Consider the following 17,287-nt stretch of genomic DNA (forward strand, 5'->3'; position numbering starts at 1 on the left):
ATCAAACGACACGCGTTTTTCGCATTTCATACTTAAAAAAGAATAGGGCGGTGCAAGCCCCAATAGCAACGGATAGTGAGGTAAGTGCAAACAGGCTTTTGCTTTTTCTCACTTTATCAACGAGAACTACGGGTCTACGCTTAACTGATATAGGTGTCACCATTATGGGATCGTGGAGACAAAATGAGATCAATTCGCCATGTCTTTTTTGCTTTGATGGGCTTCATCCTCGTTCTTGGCGTTTCAATCATCTTTGCAAATCTTCGTTCAAGCGCGTTAAGCGATGATATTAAAAATCTCTATGAGCAACGTCAGCAACAGTATGCGTTAGCCATTGAGCTGAAGACGAGCTCAGATTTGCTGACGAGGTTTGCGAGAAATTATTCGATTACCACGAATAAGAAGTGGCGTTTCTTGTATGAGCGTGTGAAAGGTATTCGGGAAGGGCACCTGCCGCCACCAGACAGCTACAACTTCGACTACTGGTATGAAGTCGCAGACCCAAGCTTCGACGTGTTAGAGCCGGAGATCCCGATCCGTCCGGAATATCCATCCATTCTGAGCAGATTGAGAGATGCAGGCACCAGTGAATCCCAATTAGCATTTCTCACTCAAGCGATAGCACGTTCGCAAGAGCTCAGCACTATTGAAGATACCGCGATGAACATCATTCAGGGCAAAAAAAGAACTGCCCGTGGTATGGAGCGCATCATCCCTGACCCTAAATTGGCTCAGCAAATGCTGTTTGGCCCAGAGTACATCCATGAGAAAAACAAAATCATGGGACCCATCGGGGCTTTCTACGACACCATAGACATTGATACCCAGTCCAAGCTCGACATGCTCATCCAACAAAAACGCAATATGGATGGCATCGCGATTTTTATGGCGTTTGCGCTGATCATCACCGTCGCCACAACCACCATTTTGCTGTGGTACCGCTTCCTCAAACCGCTCGACAATATTCGCCGAAACATTGTTAGCAAAGTGAGAGACAAGCAGTTCGAATTTAAACTCGATGTTGAAAGCCAAGGCGAGTTGAAAGACCTCGCGGCTGCCCAGAATGAAGTCTTGGCTGAGATTGCGGAAAGATTTGAGTTTAGTCGCCAAATCAAAGCGTTCTCAGATCTTATTCGTGGTTGTAGTGATACCAAAGACTTGGGTCTTCAGGTCGCGAATTTCTTCTCGCAGCGCCTCGAACTTCCTTATGTGGCAATTTACGTTAATCGCAATGACAAACTGTCGCTGGTGGGTGGGGTTGGCATTGATGAGCAAACCAAAGTGATGGAGGCGGAAACCGTCTCTTTCCATCGCACCATCATGCTGACCAAAGAATTCCTTCGCATTCGCAACGAAGACGACAAATTTACGCTGTCTTTGCCTGTTGGTGATTTGAAACTAGGAGAGATGTATTTCATCCCGCTTATCGTCAACAACGACATGGTTGGTGTGCTTGAGTTGGGCTCTGTTCGCTCCTTCTCAGACAAAGAAATCGACTGGCTGACAGAAATCCGTGAAGACTTGGCGGTAGGTATCCAGCTTACTATCAACGCAGAACTTCAACTTGAAGCGGAACAACGCGTTTCCGAGCAGTTGAAACTCAATCAGCAAATTATCAATGCGATTCCAAACCCAACCTATTTCCGTGATACCCAAGGAACGTACATCGGCGTCAACGATGCCTTTACTGACTTCCTTGGCCTGTTCTATGTCGATGTGGTGGATAAGACCCCAACGGAGCTGTTCCCTGAAGATGTCGCGACCATGTTCACCAACAAAGAGAATGAGTTACTCGAAAACCCAGGCTCTCAGGTGTACGACATCGAACTGAACAATGCCAATGGTGAGACGAGAATCATCACTGTCTATGAGGCAACGTATTACGGTGGTGATGGTGACCCACTCGGTATTGTGGGCTTGTTTGTTGATGTGACGACGCAAAAACGCCTCGAATCTGACCTTATTTCTGCCAAAGATCAGGCAACTGAAGCGAGTAAGGCAAAAGGCGAGTTCCTTGCCAACATGAGCCATGAGATCCGCACGCCAATGAATGCGATCCTGGGGATGTCTCACCTTGCTTTGCTGACCGATTTGAATGACAAGCAACGCAACTACGTGTCCAACATCGAAAAAGCCGGTAAGTCGTTGCTTGGTATCATCAATGACATCCTCGACTTCTCGAAAATTGAAGCGGGCAAACTCACCGTTGAACACATTGAATTCAAGTTCAGCGAAGTGCTCGACAACATCAGTAACATCATCTCGGTTAAAGCTAAAGAGAAAGAACTCGAACTTATCTTCGACATCGACCCTGATCTGCCTGACGACTTGGTGGGTGATCCACTTCGTTTGGGGCAGATCATTATCAACCTCACGGGTAACTCGGTGAAATTCACCGAAAGCGGTGAAATCATCATTCGTGCTCGTAAGGTTACCGACGGCAAAGACATTGTTGAGATTCAGTTTGATATCCAAGATACCGGTATCGGTATGTCGGAAGAACAACTGAGCCGCCTGTTCCAATCGTTCTCGCAAGCGGATGGTTCTATCACCCGTAAATACGGCGGTACTGGCCTTGGTCTGACGATTTCTAAGAGCTTTGTCGAGCTCATGGGTGGTCGAATCTGGGTGGAAAGTGAACCTGGTCAAGGCTCTACCTTCTCCTTCACCATTCGTTGTGGCCGAAGCGAGTCGAGCATCAAAGAACAAGTGGCGAAATCCACGGTCCTTAACAATAAGCGTGTGCTTGTGGTGGACGATAACCAAGCGTCTCGCGACATCATGTATGCGCTGCTCGACAACCTAGATTTGCGCGTCGCCGCTGTGTCTAACGGTGAAGAAGCGGTTTACGAAGTGGAGAGTGCCGACAAGAGCAGCGACGGCTTTGATGTGGTTGTCATGGATTGGAAGATGCCAGGCATTAATGGCGATGAAGCCACCATGCAAATCCAAGCTCTCACACTCAACAAGATGCCGAAAGTCATTCTTGCCAGTGCGTATGGCGAAGATGCGGGTTTGATAAACGACGATATTCAGAAGCTCTTTGATGCATCGCTCGTCAAACCTATCAACCCATCATCTCTGTTTGATGCGCTGATGGAACCTTCGGCCAAGAAGAGTTGAAACTGGTTAACAGTCGCGACATAGAGGAAGTTGACCAGCAAGAAAACCATGACTTCACAGGACTCAGAATCCTTCTGGTTGAAGACAACATGATCAACCAAGAAGTCGCAAAAGGCATACTTGAGCAGTTCAATCCAACGATTGAGGTCGCCGACAATGGCCAGATTGCATTGGATATGGTGCAAGAACAAGAATTCGATATCGTCCTGATGGATATGCAGATGCCTGTCATGGATGGTGTGACAGCGACGAAGAAAATTCGCGAAATCGAGTCTTTGTCGGGCATGCCAATCGTCGCTATGACTGCGAACGCCATGGAGCGGGACGTTAAGCAATGTAAAGAAGCGGGCATGAATGACCACGTTTCAAAACCGATTGATGTCGACGAGTTGATTTCTGCCATTTCGCGTTGGACGAATGCGTCGAAAGAATCGGTGAAATCGTCCGTGGTGCTAAATGGACAGAAGGCCGCGGAGTCAAAAGCAAACAATGTCATCGACATCGACCCACTGGTCTTGGATGCCAATGAGGGTATCGGTCGTATAGGCGGTAACTCAGAAGCATATTGGAAGGTCATTACTGCGTTCACGGAAACCAAGCTTGCCGTCATCGACAAGATGAAAAAAGCCCTCGCGAATGATGAGCGTGATGACGTTGAACTCTTCGCTCACTCATTGAAAGGCGCGGCGGCGAATGTGTCGGCGAAAGGTTTGGCGGTATTGGCAGGTAACTTGGAAGACCAAGCGGGCAGCGCAGAAATGAAGATGGAAGCGAGCCTGCTAGATAAGATCAAAGAATGTTTAGAGGAAATCCAAGGTTATATTCCTACAAAAGAGCCTGAGGCTGCGAAGCCGAAAGAAGAAACAGGCTTTGTCGGCTACACGCCGCGTGAGTTCAGAATTGAACTGGAACAATTGAAGATTCTGCTAAGCAACTTTGATACGCAAGCCGTCGACTTTATTACGGGCATAAAAGAGAGTTCGAAGAGTATGGATGTGGATCTGTCAGAAGTGGAAGATGCTATCCGTAAATTTGAATACGAAATTGCCGGTAAGAAATTAGAAATTGTCTTGGAGTCATTGGGTGTGGATGAGGAAGAAAACTCGCCAACCTTATTCTAAAGAGAGATAAAAACAAAAAAGGCCGCATTCGCGGCCTTTTTCAATTACTTAGCCAGGGAGCGGCTACGCAATTCGAAAATCAGTTTTTCTGCACTGCACTCGAACTTTAAACGAACTGTCAGTGGGTCAAAAGAAACGTCTGCACACTCGTTCAGATCGTGTAGTACGTTTTCGTTCACTTCTTTAGCCAGTGCGAGGTAGTTTTTGAATTCAGCGATAGCAGCATCTTTGTCTGATGCGAAGATGCTTACTTCAGCAACATCATCACCTTCACTGATCACAAAGCCCATTTCAGCGGTAACGCCGCAAGCATCACAAACTTGGTATTCTTCTTGGCTCATAACTTACTCTCTTTGTCCCCAGCCTCGTTGGGAATACAGGCTGGATTTGTAGGAATTGTTTGTAATATTACTACAAATAATGGTGCAAAAAGTAGGACTACTTAGCAAGCTGAAAATGACGAAATGGCTAATTTTCCTTTGTGACTAGAAACAGCCAATAAAAAAGCGGGCATAAAGCCCGCTTTTGGAAAGAAGGAATGCTTAATCTTCCCATTGCACCAAGGTACCAGACGGCCAGTTCACGCCGATGTCGTGATACTTCTTCTCTAGAAGGTGACGACGGATCTTCAGCGTTGGTGTCAGCAAACCGTTTTCGATGCTCCAAGGTTCTTTGATCATGTAAACGCCTTTGATCTTAGCGTGAGATTCGAGTTCACCGTTGATGGTGTCGATGACGTGTTTTACACGCTTCTCATAACGTGCACGGTCAAAGTTAGGGAAGTGGTGAGGCAAGGCCAGCAGAATAGGGCCAGGCAAACCAGAACCCACCAGACACATCATCTCAATATTGCTCAGCTCAAATAGACGTTTTTCAATCGGCACAGGGCTAACAAACTTACCTTTCGCTGTTTTGAACGTGTCGTTTTTGCGCCCTTGAATGGTGAGGTAGCCATCACTGTCTAAGTCGCCGATATCACCAGTGTGAAGCCAACCATCAACAACCGTCTCTGCTGATGCTTCAGGGTTCTTGTAGTAACCATCGAATAGGCCACCACCCGCAACCAAGATTTCGCCATCGGCTGCGATTTTAATCTCAATACCTGGGCCAGCATTACCAACAGTACCAATCTTGTCGCTTCGGAATGGATAATTGAGCGTGCTGTATGCGAATGATTCCGTCATCCCCCAAGCTTCGGTAATGTTCAGTCCCAGTCTCTCATACCAGCGCAGCAAGGCAGCAGAAACCGGTGCCGAACCACAACCCAAGACTCTTGCTTGGTCTAAGCCCAAGTTTTGCGCCACTTTCTTCTTAATCAAGCCCGACACAAAAGGAATGCTGAGCAAGATATTGAGCTTTCTGTCTGGCAGCTTCTCTTGAATGCGTTGCTGGAACAAGGTCCACAGACGCGGAACCGAAATAAACAGAGTAGGGCGATGCATTTTCACATCATCAATGAAGGTTTCCAGAGATTCTGGGAAAGCAGTGCAAATCCCGGCCATCATGGCAGAGCCCATGATGTAAACACGCTCTGTGATGTGTGCAAGTGGCAGGTAAGAGAACAAACGCTCACCGTCTTTCATTCCGATATGGTCGATGAGACGCTGCGCAGACCACGCGTAAGCACCATAAGTCAGCATTGCACCTTTCGGCAGGCCAGATGTGCCTGATGTGTACACAATCGACATCAAATCGCCGTCTTGATGCTCAGGGTTAACCTCTGCACGGGAGTTTTGATTAACTAAGTCAGCCCAATCGTAACCACAATTGATGGTTGGATAAGAAGGCAATCGTCGGAATCGCATCGCGTGTTTCGAGCGACGCTTTCAGTGCTTTGGTGTCGTCCAGTTTACCGATAAACAGGGCCTTAGATTCACTGTGGTCGAGAACGTGACCGATAGTGTCATCACCAGCCGTTGGGAAAATCGGCACGCTGATGTAGCTACCAAGCATCATTGCCAAATCTGCAATGAACCATTCTGCACAATTTTTTGAAATGAGAGCGACCTTGTCACCAGGCTCTAAACCCATGCCTCTTAGGGCAGTGACGATTCGAAGGGCTTGGTCTACGACATCTGAATAAGTGAAATCTTGGAACTGTCGGTTGATGATTTGTCGAAGAAAAATCTCGTTCGGACGCTCTTTCGCCCAGCGAAGCATTTGTTGGTATGGTTTTGGTTGAGTCATGTAGGACCCCGTAATAGCTGTAGGGAAAAGGTCGATGAAATCTCGAATGTTATTAAAGTGTTAAATTAGGTGTTGAAACGGGTATGGGTCAAGATAAATATTCAAACACTTGTTCAAATTTTGATGTCGGTAACGACATGCCTCATTTATACCACTTAAAAAAATACAGGATAACATGCTGTATTCATTGAATTACTGCGCAAGATAACAAAGTTTTTTTAACAAACCGAACCCTGTTCACGGTTCTTACAATTTTGATCAACAGCCGCTCGAAATATGCACACTTGTACTATCTTTAAGATTGCTGAATTAAGGGAGAGGCGGTCGGTAAAACCCATCAGTTTATCAGCACCCCGAATCGCTGAATCAGTAGTAAAAAAACGAGTGAGCAAACTCCAGAAAAGATCAGCGTGTTAAATCACTAAACTTGCAGTTGCAGGTTAAGGAAGCCAGGAACCAGGGATATTGTTATGCCAAAGAGAAGCAAAGAAGATACAGAAGTTACGATTCGGTTGATTCTTGACGCTGTGGTCGATCAATTAGTGACACTCGGTTACGACAGAATGTCGTACACCACGCTGAGCCAACAAACAGGAATTTCGCGTACAGGCATAAGCCACCATTTTCCGAAGAAAACGGATTTCATCACACGCTTGGATGACCGCTTATTGGGAATCCTCATTGAGAAGCTTGATCTAGAAGGTGACAAACGCACCTTCATCGAAAGCTGGTTAACTGCATTGCGTTCTGACAACCGTTTTACGGCAGTACTACGACTGTTTTTCTTGCACACTGTGACATCAGAAAACGCTGCAGATTTCACCAGTCATGCAAGCAGAAAACTGCATGACGTATGCTGTGATAGGTATGGGCAGGACTTTGAAAAAGACCTAGAGTGGTTGGTTGGAAAATCCCTACTCACAATGGCATAAAGACGTGCTACAATCCCGCACCGAAAGAAGCGCCCAATGGGCGCTTTTTGCTCCCCAAAATTGACCCAACCGCCAAAGCCGCTCAACCCTTGAGCAAACCGTTTTTGATCTGAAACAGTAAAACGCTAAAAACTGTTTAATCCTTCAATTATATGTTGAATTATTCAAAAATAATTTAATAATGAACCCCTGAAACATAAGCCGTACATTTACCCTTTGCCAACGAGATTTTTCATGAGCAATTCACTAGTACTTGTCCTTAACGCGGGCAGTTCCTCTCTTAAATTCGCATTGATGGATGCACAAACGGGCGAAGCCATTCTTTCTGGTCTTGGCGAGTGCTTCGGTCTTGAAGATGCGCGCATTAGTTGGAAACGCGATGGCGAGAAGCAAGAGCTGATGCTGGAAGAAGGTGGCAACCACCACGAGAAAGCAGTAGGCATCATTGTTGAGCTGGTTGAAAGCATGAACGTTGGCGAGCAATTGGTTGCTATCGGTCACCGTGTTGTACACGGCGGCGAGAAATTTGCTGACGCAACCCTGTTGAACGACGACGTTATCGCAGAAATCGAAGCGTTGAGTGACTTGGCTCCTTTGCACAACCCAGCAAACGTAATGGGTATCCGTGCTGCTATGAACGCTTTCCCAAGTCTGCCTCAAGTTGCTGTATTCGACACTGCATTCCACCAAACCATGCCTCAGAAGGCGTTTACCGGTGCAATCTCTAGCGAGCTTTACACTGACTACGGTATCCGTCGTTACGGCTTCCACGGTACTAGCCACTACTTCGTGACTCGTGAAGCAGCAAAACAGCTGAACAAGAACATCGACGAAGCAAACTTCATCTCTGTTCACCTAGGTAACGGTGCGTCTGTTTGTGCAGTAAGCAACGGTAAGTCTGTTGATACTTCTATGGGCTTCACGCCGCTGTCTGGCCTGATGATGGGCACACGCTGTGGTGACTTGGACCCAGGTATCATTGAATTCCTGCTGAAAAAAGGCTGGAGCCAAGAGCAAGTATTTGAAGCACTGAACAAGAAATCTGGTTTCTTGGGTGTTTCTGGCCTGACGTCAGATGCACGTGGCATTCTTGAAGCGATGGAAGCTGGTCATGAAGGCGCGAAACTGGCGTTTGAAGTGTTCACCTACCGTGTTGCTAAGTACATCGGTTCTTACCTGATCCCTCTGGATGGTCTGGATGCGATTATCTTCACTGGTGGTATCGGTGAAAACTCGCTGCCAATCCGTCGTCAAATCCTGAGCAACCTGAAACTGCTGGGCTTTGTTGAAGATGAAGCAGGCAATGAAGCAGCGCGCTTTGGTAACGGTGGCATCATTGCGAAATCACAAATGATGGATGCAGTCGCTATCGTTGTACCGACTAACGAAGAGTTCGTTATCGCGTCACAAGCTGCAAGCTTTGCTTAATTAGCCCGTACTTAAGTAAGACGAGCAAATAGAAGAAGCCGCTGACGAAAGTGAAGTGACCCCGTAAAGTTGGACATTTCAGTTTAGCTGCTTTCAAGGCCTGATTTCGAAAACCCATCGGAATCAGGCTTTTTAGTTTCGTCTTAACACGTTTGGTATTGTAGTACTCGATATACGCTTTGATTTGCGTTACCAAGTCATCAGCATCTTCAATGCGTCGGTTATGGTGCATATCTGTTTTAAGTAGTACGATGAAGTTTTAGGCAACAGCGTTGTCTAGGTAATTACTTTTTCTCGACATACTTTGTGTTAGTCCATTGTCGATTGGCTCGGTGCCGATACTGCCAACCTTGGCCGCTGTGAATAATGGGCTTCGATTTCGGATTTAGGGTTGAGATGCCGCGTTCAAGCATACCGATGAGCAGTGGTAGAACAGCGTGTTTCTCAACTATATAAGTAACTACGTCTCGCTTGAATAGGCTGATCATGAGAGGCAGATATGCCTTCTGCCCTTTGACTCTAAACTCAGTGACATCCGTTTCCAGTGCGGATTTTTTCTCGGAAAAACAATATCTTCATTGCCAATTAAGTTGAATGGCCAAAATCTCTCCGTACTTAGATAAAGCTAATTATCTAATTCTGAGCGAAGACACTGCAACCACTTGAATTTCCCCACTGTCCTCCATTAGTTACGGTACAAGTAGCATGGAGCAAGTTTTGCGGCGTAGCGCAGGGAGAAGCTAAATTTACAACCCTGTTGAGTTCGCTGTCGTCGCCAATGGTCATCAAAAGATATGCTCTTGCTAATTCCTGAACGCGTTGAGGTGAGATGCAGGTAGATTGTCCTGCATGTGCATCCAGACTCGGGATTTCAGGTGCCGGATTGGTTAGACAGCTTAGAGGGAAGTTTTCGACTGTACACCGCGGGGCCAGACCAAAACCAATGCCTCCAGACACTCCAGATAATGTACACAGAAACAAAAGAGCAATCACCAAAGCCAAAGTTTTCATTGAGTTTTCCTTTCAGTTGACTACGATTTACCACGGTAAACTGGGAAGGGTAGCTAACAGCTCTTTCCTAAATAACACAAAATAGCTGCCAATGATCAGCAGTATGATTACCCCACCACCGATTGTCAGTAGCGCACGTAGCAATAGGTTGCCTCCTCGCCCTGCACTTAGTATCGGAGCAGGCTTAATGAAAGAAGCTAGGATTGTTTTGCGCTTTGTCTGTTCGAGAGTCGCAACACTGTCGGCAAGTGCTATGGCATACTCATAGCTGCGTTCCATTCGGCTAGACCAACTGCTGGAGACGGCTTGTAGAATGACTGACAAAAGCATCGACAAAATAACGCCTAACAAGGTTGTTCCAAAGGCTGTACCAATTCCGCCAAACATCTCAGCCTTGACCAGCACCTTTCCCACTGGATCTGCCACATCCAGATTCCGTGCTGCAAAGAGTGCATCTCCAATACCTAATATGGTGCCAGCGAAAGCTAGCTTTAGCATTACCTCGTTGGTGGTGTGCAGACTCTCCAAAGTGGATTCCGATTCTTGGCGCATAAAAGATAAATAATCCGCGAGACTGGTGCGTGCAGCATTTGAAAAAGCTAGACGGTCTGGCGGCTCTGTAGTCCCTAGCTTTTCGCTAGTACTTACTCTAGCTTCAGTCGCCAAAGCTCTATATATCAATCTGTCTTCTATCGCCCGCACTCGTGATTCACGATAGTTTCTTAGCTCATTTTCGTCATAGTGGATCTCTGACTCACCAACTTTGCCTGTGCGTACCGCTTGCTCAGAAACCAATGTGGGTTTCGGAGCGACCCAACGCAGATAGCGCCCTGCAGCTTCAAGAATAGCTAGAAGGAAAATCGTTATTGTCAGAAACTGGATCGAGCCCACAAACAGCGTGGCCATCCGGTAACCACCGATGATATTTTTTTGCAAAATAATTGCTAAATGGGTCTCTATCTCGTCACTAACCCCGCACTGAGCATCAGTAAGTTTGCGGGCAGTCCCCGCACACAACTCAGCTTTCGATGAGGGCTTTATTTTGCTCTGCGGGACGAGTGCATGCCCCTCAATGGTTCGCATAACTGAATGTAACGAATGTTCAACTGAAGGATTAGCGACTCCGGGTGGCAAGAAGTAATGCTTAGACAGGATTGAACTAAATTCCCGCTCTTTTTCTCCATCTTTTTGCACTCTGAAGCCAACTACAGTCAATGAAGACCCTATAAGCGTACAAGCCGGGAATTCGGTAGTTCCATCAGAATTTGGTTGTGTTTCAACGCAAAATTCTAGTCTCGAACCAAAGGGGGCTAAAAGGGCATTTGCAGCTTTCTGTTTCTCGGCTAGTTCGACCAAATAGTCAGAGTTTATGCGTGTCAGATACACTGTCAGCTGATCGTGCAGTAAAAAAGCAACCATCATACAAATGATAAACTTCACTAACCTACGAAACAGCTTTTGGATACCGTCTAACGGCCCAAAGATGATATCAATAATTTTCGCCATATGATTTTCCTTGATTCAGTCAAGGGCGATTTCAGCTCGAAAATGTAATTCGGGGCGGGGTGGTTCTTGGTTTAATGCCTGTGTGGCTAACCAATCGCGCAGCTCCGAGTTGCGCTCAGTAGTTTGACTAGGTGGTGGTTCTAGCCGGCTGAAGGCGGCAGCAAGCCAATGCAACAGAACTTGGACGGGTGTGGTAGCTGACAGCTCTGGAAGTGGGTCTCGCTCATCTTTGGTTAAACTGAATGCTTCGGTAGGACTGGTAATCTCAGCAAGCCAGCCAGAAATGTAGGTCTTGTTAAAAGACCCCAACACCAATCCATTACCTGAGGGTGTGAGTACTCCACTTTCTTCGATAAGGCCTTGCGCAATTATGCCAATATTACCTTCCGCGATGACTAAAGGCTGGGAAGCCGACTTCAGGGCCTGATAAGTCCTTGTCATAGGCGCTGAACAATTTGATGTAAATACCAAGCCCGCTTCTTTTCCTCCACTTGGAGCCAATAAGCTGAGGCATCCGTCAGTGCTTTTTACCGATAGTATCAATGTAGAGCCTATCCCCTCAGAGCTTACAAATCGGCCCTGAAGATTCTCTGCACCCACAGCTTTAGAAAGTGTACCGCTACCTCCAAACGCTGAAATTAATAACTTAGACATTCGATCAGTGAAAGCGTCAGCTACTGGATCATCTACACAGAGGCTGACCGTCTCGTCGAGGTATTTACGGTACCCTTTCAGCTCACAGTCCCAACTTCCTAGCCAAGTTGGTGGACCTAAAGAGGGGGCTTTAATGTACCAAGTGTAACCAGCCATAGTAAGACAGATACTTTGCGGGTGTTTACCGTTTGCAGCTCCGGCAAACCAAATTTCACGAACACCGTTGCTGTGGGTGCGTAAAAGTCGTTCTGGTAAATCACCTGTAAAGCACTGTGCCAATAAAAATGTGCCGACGTCGGAACGGACAGGGCACTCCCCAAAAAAGTTGCTATGAGTAAGAACGCGAAGATGCCTTTCATTTGCATTCTCCTTCAGCTGAGCAAAGGAACTCTGTTTGGTTGTACAGAACTCTTATCGAAGAAGGCTCTAAATCCTCTGAACCTGGGTATTCAACAATGAGGATCAGCGGTTCTCGGGGAGCGGTAGCAATGGGGACATTCAAAAAGAGTCCCCGTACAATACAATTTGAACCTTCTGCTACTGCTGTGACAGCGGCTTCCCCGCTTAAGCTGTGTTGATAGACTCCGTCATCGTCAAGAAAACTGAAGGCAATAGCAATATCATTCCTTTCACACGGAATACTTCCCCTTTCGCTGTCAAGTAAGGGGTAATTGAGTTCAAAATAAGAATCACTGGGTTCGACAAAGAGCTCTTTGGGCGAGGCCGCGTCGATAATAAGTATTGCAGCAAACGAGGCCGCAAATAAGTCCGTCGCAACAATGGTGAACCACTCGCCACGATTAGTCACGCTTCGCTCTCCGGTACAAAATTCAATTCTGCGTTTGGCGCCCATTCGGTACTTGCTTTATAACAAATCGCCTCACCGTCTTTATGCAGGCACAGCCTAGCCCGCAAAATCGCAGAATTACTTAATTGGATAGAATATATAGGATATTGTTGCGTAATATCCTGATATGCATGAAAATATCTCGGGAGTGCCTTGTTGGAATTTTGTTCAATAGCAGATGTCGGCAATTGCGATATAAAATTAAAATATCGAGTTGCAACGGCCAATCTACCTGACGCTATCCAGTCATAAACCTCTTTCGAGGTAATAAAAACAGAAACTGCGGCACCATGAGATAAAGTGATATTGCAGCGGTATAAATCAACCAAATTGTCAATTGTGACGTCATCTATTCTCTTAAACTGTGTAGTTCCCAAAGGGACAAAAACGGATTTTGGTAAATTTATATCTACACCATATAGCATTAATGCACTGCCTTTCCATGATAAATCTGATGTGCTGTCAGAGCCAAAATCCTGGTTAGCTATACGGCAGAGTGTGGCGAGGTCATCTCGCTGCCGTAGATGAAAATCAATCCAATTCACATCATTTATTATTTTTGTCTGACAAGGGGCCAATGATGGTAAAGTTAAGGCCAATTCCTTGACGATGCTTTCTGGCGCACACACTGGGCGTTCAGCAATTGAACGGGGCAGCAAGTTAATATGTCTTTGGCCGGTGTCCGCCTCAAGCTCTAATTCTAATGTAGCAAACACCAGTTGCGTAGAAGCCACTGTGCTTTCCGTTTCTCTGGTTGTGGCAAGCCAAGTTATCATAAACCCGCCAAACAGTGCCGCTATAAGATCGACTTGATAAATATTGTCGCTGCGTCTAACTTTCAACTGGCACCATCCAAGTCATTAACATTAGAGCAATGACCCTCTAGCTCAGAGATGCTTTGGGAGGCTCTCCCTGTGATTGCTTTTAGGTTCACATTCAAAAGCAACTTGTATTCCTCGGGTTGCAAGTTTTCGCTGATGACAGGCACAGGCAAATATCGACCATCGGGCTGGTAGATAATAATTCCACCGATCATGTCACTGGCATCAGTTGCACCGCACAACGCAACAGCATATCCATTCTGACGTTTTGCCATGTTCGCAAAATGGTAAAGGATGTTGCTGTTGGTTCCTTGGTACCGATTTGATGCAAGCGAGAATCTTTTCGTGCTGTCTGTCTTATCCGTACAGTTTATCGTTTGAATGTTGCCCGAAATTACTGGCGTGCACTGCCAATTGCCTCCGGTACCTGTGATAGTATTCCCGTTTTCCATATTGCCATTAGCTTGACTATCGGCTTTATGTCCTTTGGGCGAGCCACTTGGTCCCGGAGCTGTTCCCGTCCCTGGGACGTTCGAACCATCACCTCGCTCACCAGTACCGTCCGAGTTTCCATCCCCATCCCCATCGCCGCCACCGTCCGAGAACAAGCTGGACAAAATGGCAATAAAGAACGCTCCACCGCATACGTAGGGATTGCCACCCGATGCCGAACAGACTGTGGCGACCATGTTCATCGCCATCGCTATGGCTGCGGCCCCATCTTCTTGGTTGCGCATTTGATCGTAGAGCTCGCCTAGTTGGCTACCACATTCTTTAAGCTCTGATCCAAGAGAGTTAGTTTGCTCAGCGATAACTTTTAAGTTTTTGGTCAATTGCTTGTTTCCCTCGCTGTCATCGCGCGCAATGCCTGAAGGGGTGAGGGGAATGTCGGAATTTGTGATGGCATCAGCTCTAAGCAATGTCTCGCGGCATTCTTCCCAAGCCTTGAGTGTGTGTTGTTTGCGCTGCTCTAGCTCATTGAGAATTGCCTTGAATTCAGCCTGGTCACAAGTCAAGGCAGTTTGGCTAACATCTGGAAGTTGGCCGGATTTGATAGCATCAACAGCTGGAGAAAGTTCGACCTTTACCGATTTGGTACATTTCAACATCTTATCTTTCAGTTCCAATGGAACAGCGTTTTCAGGAAGATTTTCAATCGTTTGTATGACGCTATCCATCTTGCTGTTCAATATAACGGCCTGCTGGCCAGCGTCCTTCTTTCCTTGATCGCCTTCATATCGGCGGGCTGTTCGATCTGCCAGTGTTTGCGCCAATAAGGTGTCGAGTTTGGCATTTAGTTGGCTCAGTGCCTCATCCTGTGCGGTAAGTGTGCGGGCATTACGAGCGAGATCGTCTCGGCTGTTACCATCGGACTTGTAAAGGATATGCTTGCACAACATAGCATTGAAATTGATTTCAAAATTGATCGCATTTCGCCCCCTTTCTTATTGATGTGTTGGACGACTCTTGAACTAGAGTCAGTCAGATTTTTATTACATCGTCAAAGACACATTGATAACGACAGAATGAGTTTTCATGCTAATTTCCGTAATGAAATACTGTAGAGGGGACTTTAATTTCCATTGGGTCCGCTAAACTAGTAATCGTTGTCTGATCGAATTTATAAACTGGTTTATTGTTTATATTTACATAGTATGTTGGGTATCCATCATGTTCACCTGCTAAAGTAACGGTTTCATTCTTTGTGTCCACGTAGAAACTAAACGCATAATCAATTGAAGGTCCAATACCAAGAGTGACAATAGTTGCAGTAGTTCCAACTGCTTCGAATTTGATACTGTCGACAGTTTGGTAATGTCCTACTGTTTTAAAGCTGTCATTTATAGAACCAAATTCACACCCAAGTATATTAGTAGTACCAGTTGAATGTTGACTGTCATTGATGGTTCTAGTTTTTGTATTAACTACAATGGTTTGCGTGCTCTTTGTTCCCGCTTGACAATCTGGTTGTTCGATTGCGGTGCGAATTTCAATGCTCAGTCTCTTAGCAATGGCGTTGTTTGGATGAATTGTTAATAACAGAAATAATAACGTTATGTTCAATTTAATAATATCCATAATTTTAACTTCTTGGTCACTTAAGAATTCATGTGGCGTTAATGGTTTCAAATTTCTGAGTGTGCTTTAAATGATTGGTTTTAATTTTTTCACTCCTGTTTCAATTGTGACATTTTTGGAGTTGTGCGGTACTAATCAATTTGAAAACAACCTAACAATTTGTCTTGTGGTTTAGTGGAAATTTATGTTCTGTATCCAACTATCCGTTTAATATCTGGTATTTATACTGCTGAAATTTATCTTAGCCAACTTCAAAGGCTGAGTTTGTACAGGTTTTGAGGCAAAAGAAGATTTGTGAAGGTGAGTCGCCAATTGTTTAGCTAAATATAAGATTTTTATGAAATCTCCAAAAAGTATTTATTGGAGTTTCGTATTGTTACTTTTTATATGAAGGTGTAATGCCTAATTAAGGAAAAACTTATTTGCGTAGCGCGAATAGAAACCCTACAAACGAAGAATTCGTTATCGCCTCACAAGCTGCTGAGTTTGCTAAGTAAGCGACCAACGCTGAACTGAATTGAAAAAGCCGCTGATGAAAATCAGCGGCTTTTTTGTGGGAGAAACATAGTTAAGAACAACAAAAAGCACCTTGTTGTCGAGATGCCAAAGGGTTGGGGGCATGAGTGACAACGGTCTTTCATTACACTTGATTGCCACTAAACAATACGATTGGTTGATATTCAGGACTCAATGTCTCAATTATTGGGAGTGAGTTGGCGAATGTCGTTGAAGCTTAATAAAATCAAGATAATTTGATGTTTCATTTCTCATGTTCCCAATAAAGAACAAACGACAAACGGAAGGGCAGAATGAAAGAAACACAGTCAACGCTTATTCGTGGCTTCCATATCCTTGAAAAAATTGTGAAAGCTGAAAAGCCACTCTCCAGTGTTTATCTAGCGGAAGAGCTGGATCTCCCAAAACAAACTGTTCACCGTATCGCGCAACAACTCGAAGAAGAGGGATTACTTCAGCGCGAACCTGACGGCAAACGCTTTACGGCGGGGGCTCGCTTGCTGGATCTGGCGAGAGGCACACTCAAAAACTCTTCTATCAATGCACATCGCTATACCATTTTGAAAGAGCTTTCTGACGAAATAGGTGAAACGTGTAATCTGACCATCTTAGACGGCTATCAAATTCTCTATCTTGAACGGGTAGAAACCAACTGGCCTTATCGCATTCATTTACCCGTTGGTGCGAATTTCCCTCTACATTGCACTGCCTCGGGCAAACTGTTCCTTGCTGATATGAAAGCGACAACGCGTAAGCGTCTGCTAAAAAGTATGAGCCTCACCCGAGAAACCTCACAAACCATCACAGATACCGTTCAGTTGGAAGCGCATTTGGCGAAGATCGCTGAAGATGGTGTTGGTACAGACTCTGGCGAGTTTCTTGATGACATGGTGGCTATTGCGGTTCCGGTGATTAACAACGAAAACCGCGTCGTTTTTACGGTTGCTGTTCACGCGCCCTCTGCACGTAAGACAACGGAAGAGCTAAGACAATATTTGCCCCTACTTCGCCGTGCAGCACAGCGTTTAGCCGTGGCGGAATTCGGCATTGAAGACGAGTAAC

15 protein-coding genes and 1 pseudogene are annotated in these 17,287 nt (G+C 45.7%); 5 read left to right on the forward strand and 11 right to left on the reverse strand.

Features of this window, described 5'->3' with window-relative positions; all coding sequences use genetic code 11:
* The first annotated feature begins 183 nt into the window (after positions 1-183).
* A complete protein-coding gene (locus ATN88_RS01190) occupies positions 184-3,123 on the forward strand; it encodes a hybrid sensor histidine kinase/response regulator (RefSeq protein ID WP_232312664.1) in 2,940 nt (979 codons plus the stop codon).
* On the forward strand, positions 3,120-4,244 hold the full coding sequence (locus ATN88_RS26440; RefSeq protein WP_232312665.1) for a response regulator: 1,125 nt from the start codon (positions 3,120-3,122) through the stop codon (positions 4,242-4,244). Before ATN88_RS01190 ends, ATN88_RS26440 begins: the two co-directional genes overlap by 4 nt.
* 44 nt (positions 4,245-4,288) lie before the next feature.
* On the opposite strand, the gene ATN88_RS01195 is transcribed toward ATN88_RS26440, so the two are convergent.
* Together ATN88_RS01195 and ATN88_RS01200 are read right to left on the reverse strand one after the other, a co-directional pair.
* Complete coding sequence (locus ATN88_RS01195) at positions 4,289-4,585, reverse strand: DUF406 family protein (RefSeq protein ID WP_067410188.1); 297 nt, start codon at positions 4,583-4,585, stop codon at positions 4,289-4,291.
* Between the two features lie 201 nt (positions 4,586-4,786).
* Positions 4,787-6,431 (reverse strand): annotated as a pseudogene (locus ATN88_RS01200) (AMP-binding protein).
* 470 nt (positions 6,432-6,901) lie between these two features.
* Here ATN88_RS01200 and ATN88_RS01205 point away from each other — a divergent pair.
* Both ATN88_RS01205 and ATN88_RS01210 read left to right on the forward strand, forming a co-directional pair.
* Positions 6,902-7,363 (forward strand): TetR family transcriptional regulator, encoded by a 462-nt coding sequence (locus ATN88_RS01205; RefSeq protein ID WP_067410190.1) that lies wholly within the window; start codon positions 6,902-6,904, stop codon positions 7,361-7,363.
* A 234-nt stretch (positions 7,364-7,597) separates the two neighbouring features.
* Entirely contained in the window at positions 7,598-8,791 is a 1,194-nt protein-coding gene (locus ATN88_RS01210; protein WP_067410193.1) for an acetate/propionate family kinase, read from the forward strand.
* Here ATN88_RS01210 and ATN88_RS28740 read toward each other — a convergent pair.
* The 9 genes from ATN88_RS28740 to ATN88_RS01250 all read right to left on the reverse strand — a co-directional run bounded on the left by ATN88_RS28740 (position 8,760) and on the right by ATN88_RS01250 (position 15,709).
* Positions 8,760-9,044: an IS3 family transposase gene (locus ATN88_RS28740; protein ID WP_408607692.1), complete on the reverse strand. Its 285-nt coding sequence runs from the start codon at positions 9,042-9,044 to the stop codon at positions 8,760-8,762. The two genes, ATN88_RS01210 and ATN88_RS28740, sit on opposite strands and share 32 nt — an antisense overlap.
* 31 nt (positions 9,045-9,075) lie before the next feature.
* Positions 9,076-9,336: a DDE-type integrase/transposase/recombinase gene (locus ATN88_RS28745; protein WP_083539389.1), complete on the reverse strand. Its 261-nt coding sequence runs from the start codon at positions 9,334-9,336 to the stop codon at positions 9,076-9,078.
* Positions 9,337-9,829: 493 nt separating this feature from the next.
* A complete protein-coding gene (locus tag ATN88_RS01220) occupies positions 9,830-11,308 on the reverse strand; it encodes a MotA/TolQ/ExbB proton channel family protein (RefSeq protein ID WP_067410197.1) in 1,479 nt (492 codons plus the stop codon).
* Between the two features lie 15 nt (positions 11,309-11,323).
* Positions 11,324-11,749: a hypothetical protein gene (locus tag ATN88_RS01225; protein ID WP_157490634.1), complete on the reverse strand. Its 426-nt coding sequence runs from the start codon at positions 11,747-11,749 to the stop codon at positions 11,324-11,326.
* A gap of 329 nt (positions 11,750-12,078) precedes the next feature.
* Positions 12,079-12,321 (reverse strand): hypothetical protein, encoded by a 243-nt coding sequence (locus ATN88_RS01230; RefSeq protein ID WP_067410205.1) that lies wholly within the window; start codon positions 12,319-12,321, stop codon positions 12,079-12,081.
* The gene (locus tag ATN88_RS01235) at positions 12,318-12,770 is read right to left on the reverse strand and encodes a hypothetical protein (RefSeq protein ID WP_067410208.1); all 453 of its coding nucleotides are present in this window, start codon (positions 12,768-12,770) and stop codon (positions 12,318-12,320) included. The genes ATN88_RS01230 and ATN88_RS01235 overlap by 4 nt, the downstream gene beginning before the upstream one ends.
* The gene (locus tag ATN88_RS01240; RefSeq protein ID WP_067410214.1) at positions 12,767-13,651 is read right to left on the reverse strand and encodes a hypothetical protein; all 885 of its coding nucleotides are present in this window, start codon (positions 13,649-13,651) and stop codon (positions 12,767-12,769) included. The genes ATN88_RS01235 and ATN88_RS01240 overlap by 4 nt, the downstream gene beginning before the upstream one ends.
* Complete coding sequence (locus ATN88_RS01245; RefSeq protein ID WP_067410219.1) at positions 13,648-15,030, reverse strand: hypothetical protein; 1,383 nt, start codon at positions 15,028-15,030, stop codon at positions 13,648-13,650. The genes ATN88_RS01240 and ATN88_RS01245 overlap by 4 nt, the downstream gene beginning before the upstream one ends.
* Positions 15,031-15,169: 139 nt before the next feature.
* On the reverse strand, positions 15,170-15,709 hold the full coding sequence (locus ATN88_RS01250) for a hypothetical protein (RefSeq protein WP_067410222.1): 540 nt from the start codon (positions 15,707-15,709) through the stop codon (positions 15,170-15,172).
* A gap of 809 nt (positions 15,710-16,518) precedes the next feature.
* Between ATN88_RS01250 and ATN88_RS01255 the strand changes: the two genes are divergently transcribed.
* Entirely contained in the window at positions 16,519-17,286 is a 768-nt protein-coding gene (locus tag ATN88_RS01255) for an IclR family transcriptional regulator (RefSeq protein WP_067410225.1), read from the forward strand.
* Position 17,287: the final 1 nt, after the last annotated feature.

The sequence above is a fragment of the Enterovibrio coralii genome (genome assembly GCF_001559595.1).
Classification (GTDB): domain Bacteria; phylum Pseudomonadota; class Gammaproteobacteria; order Enterobacterales; family Vibrionaceae; genus Enterovibrio; species Enterovibrio coralii.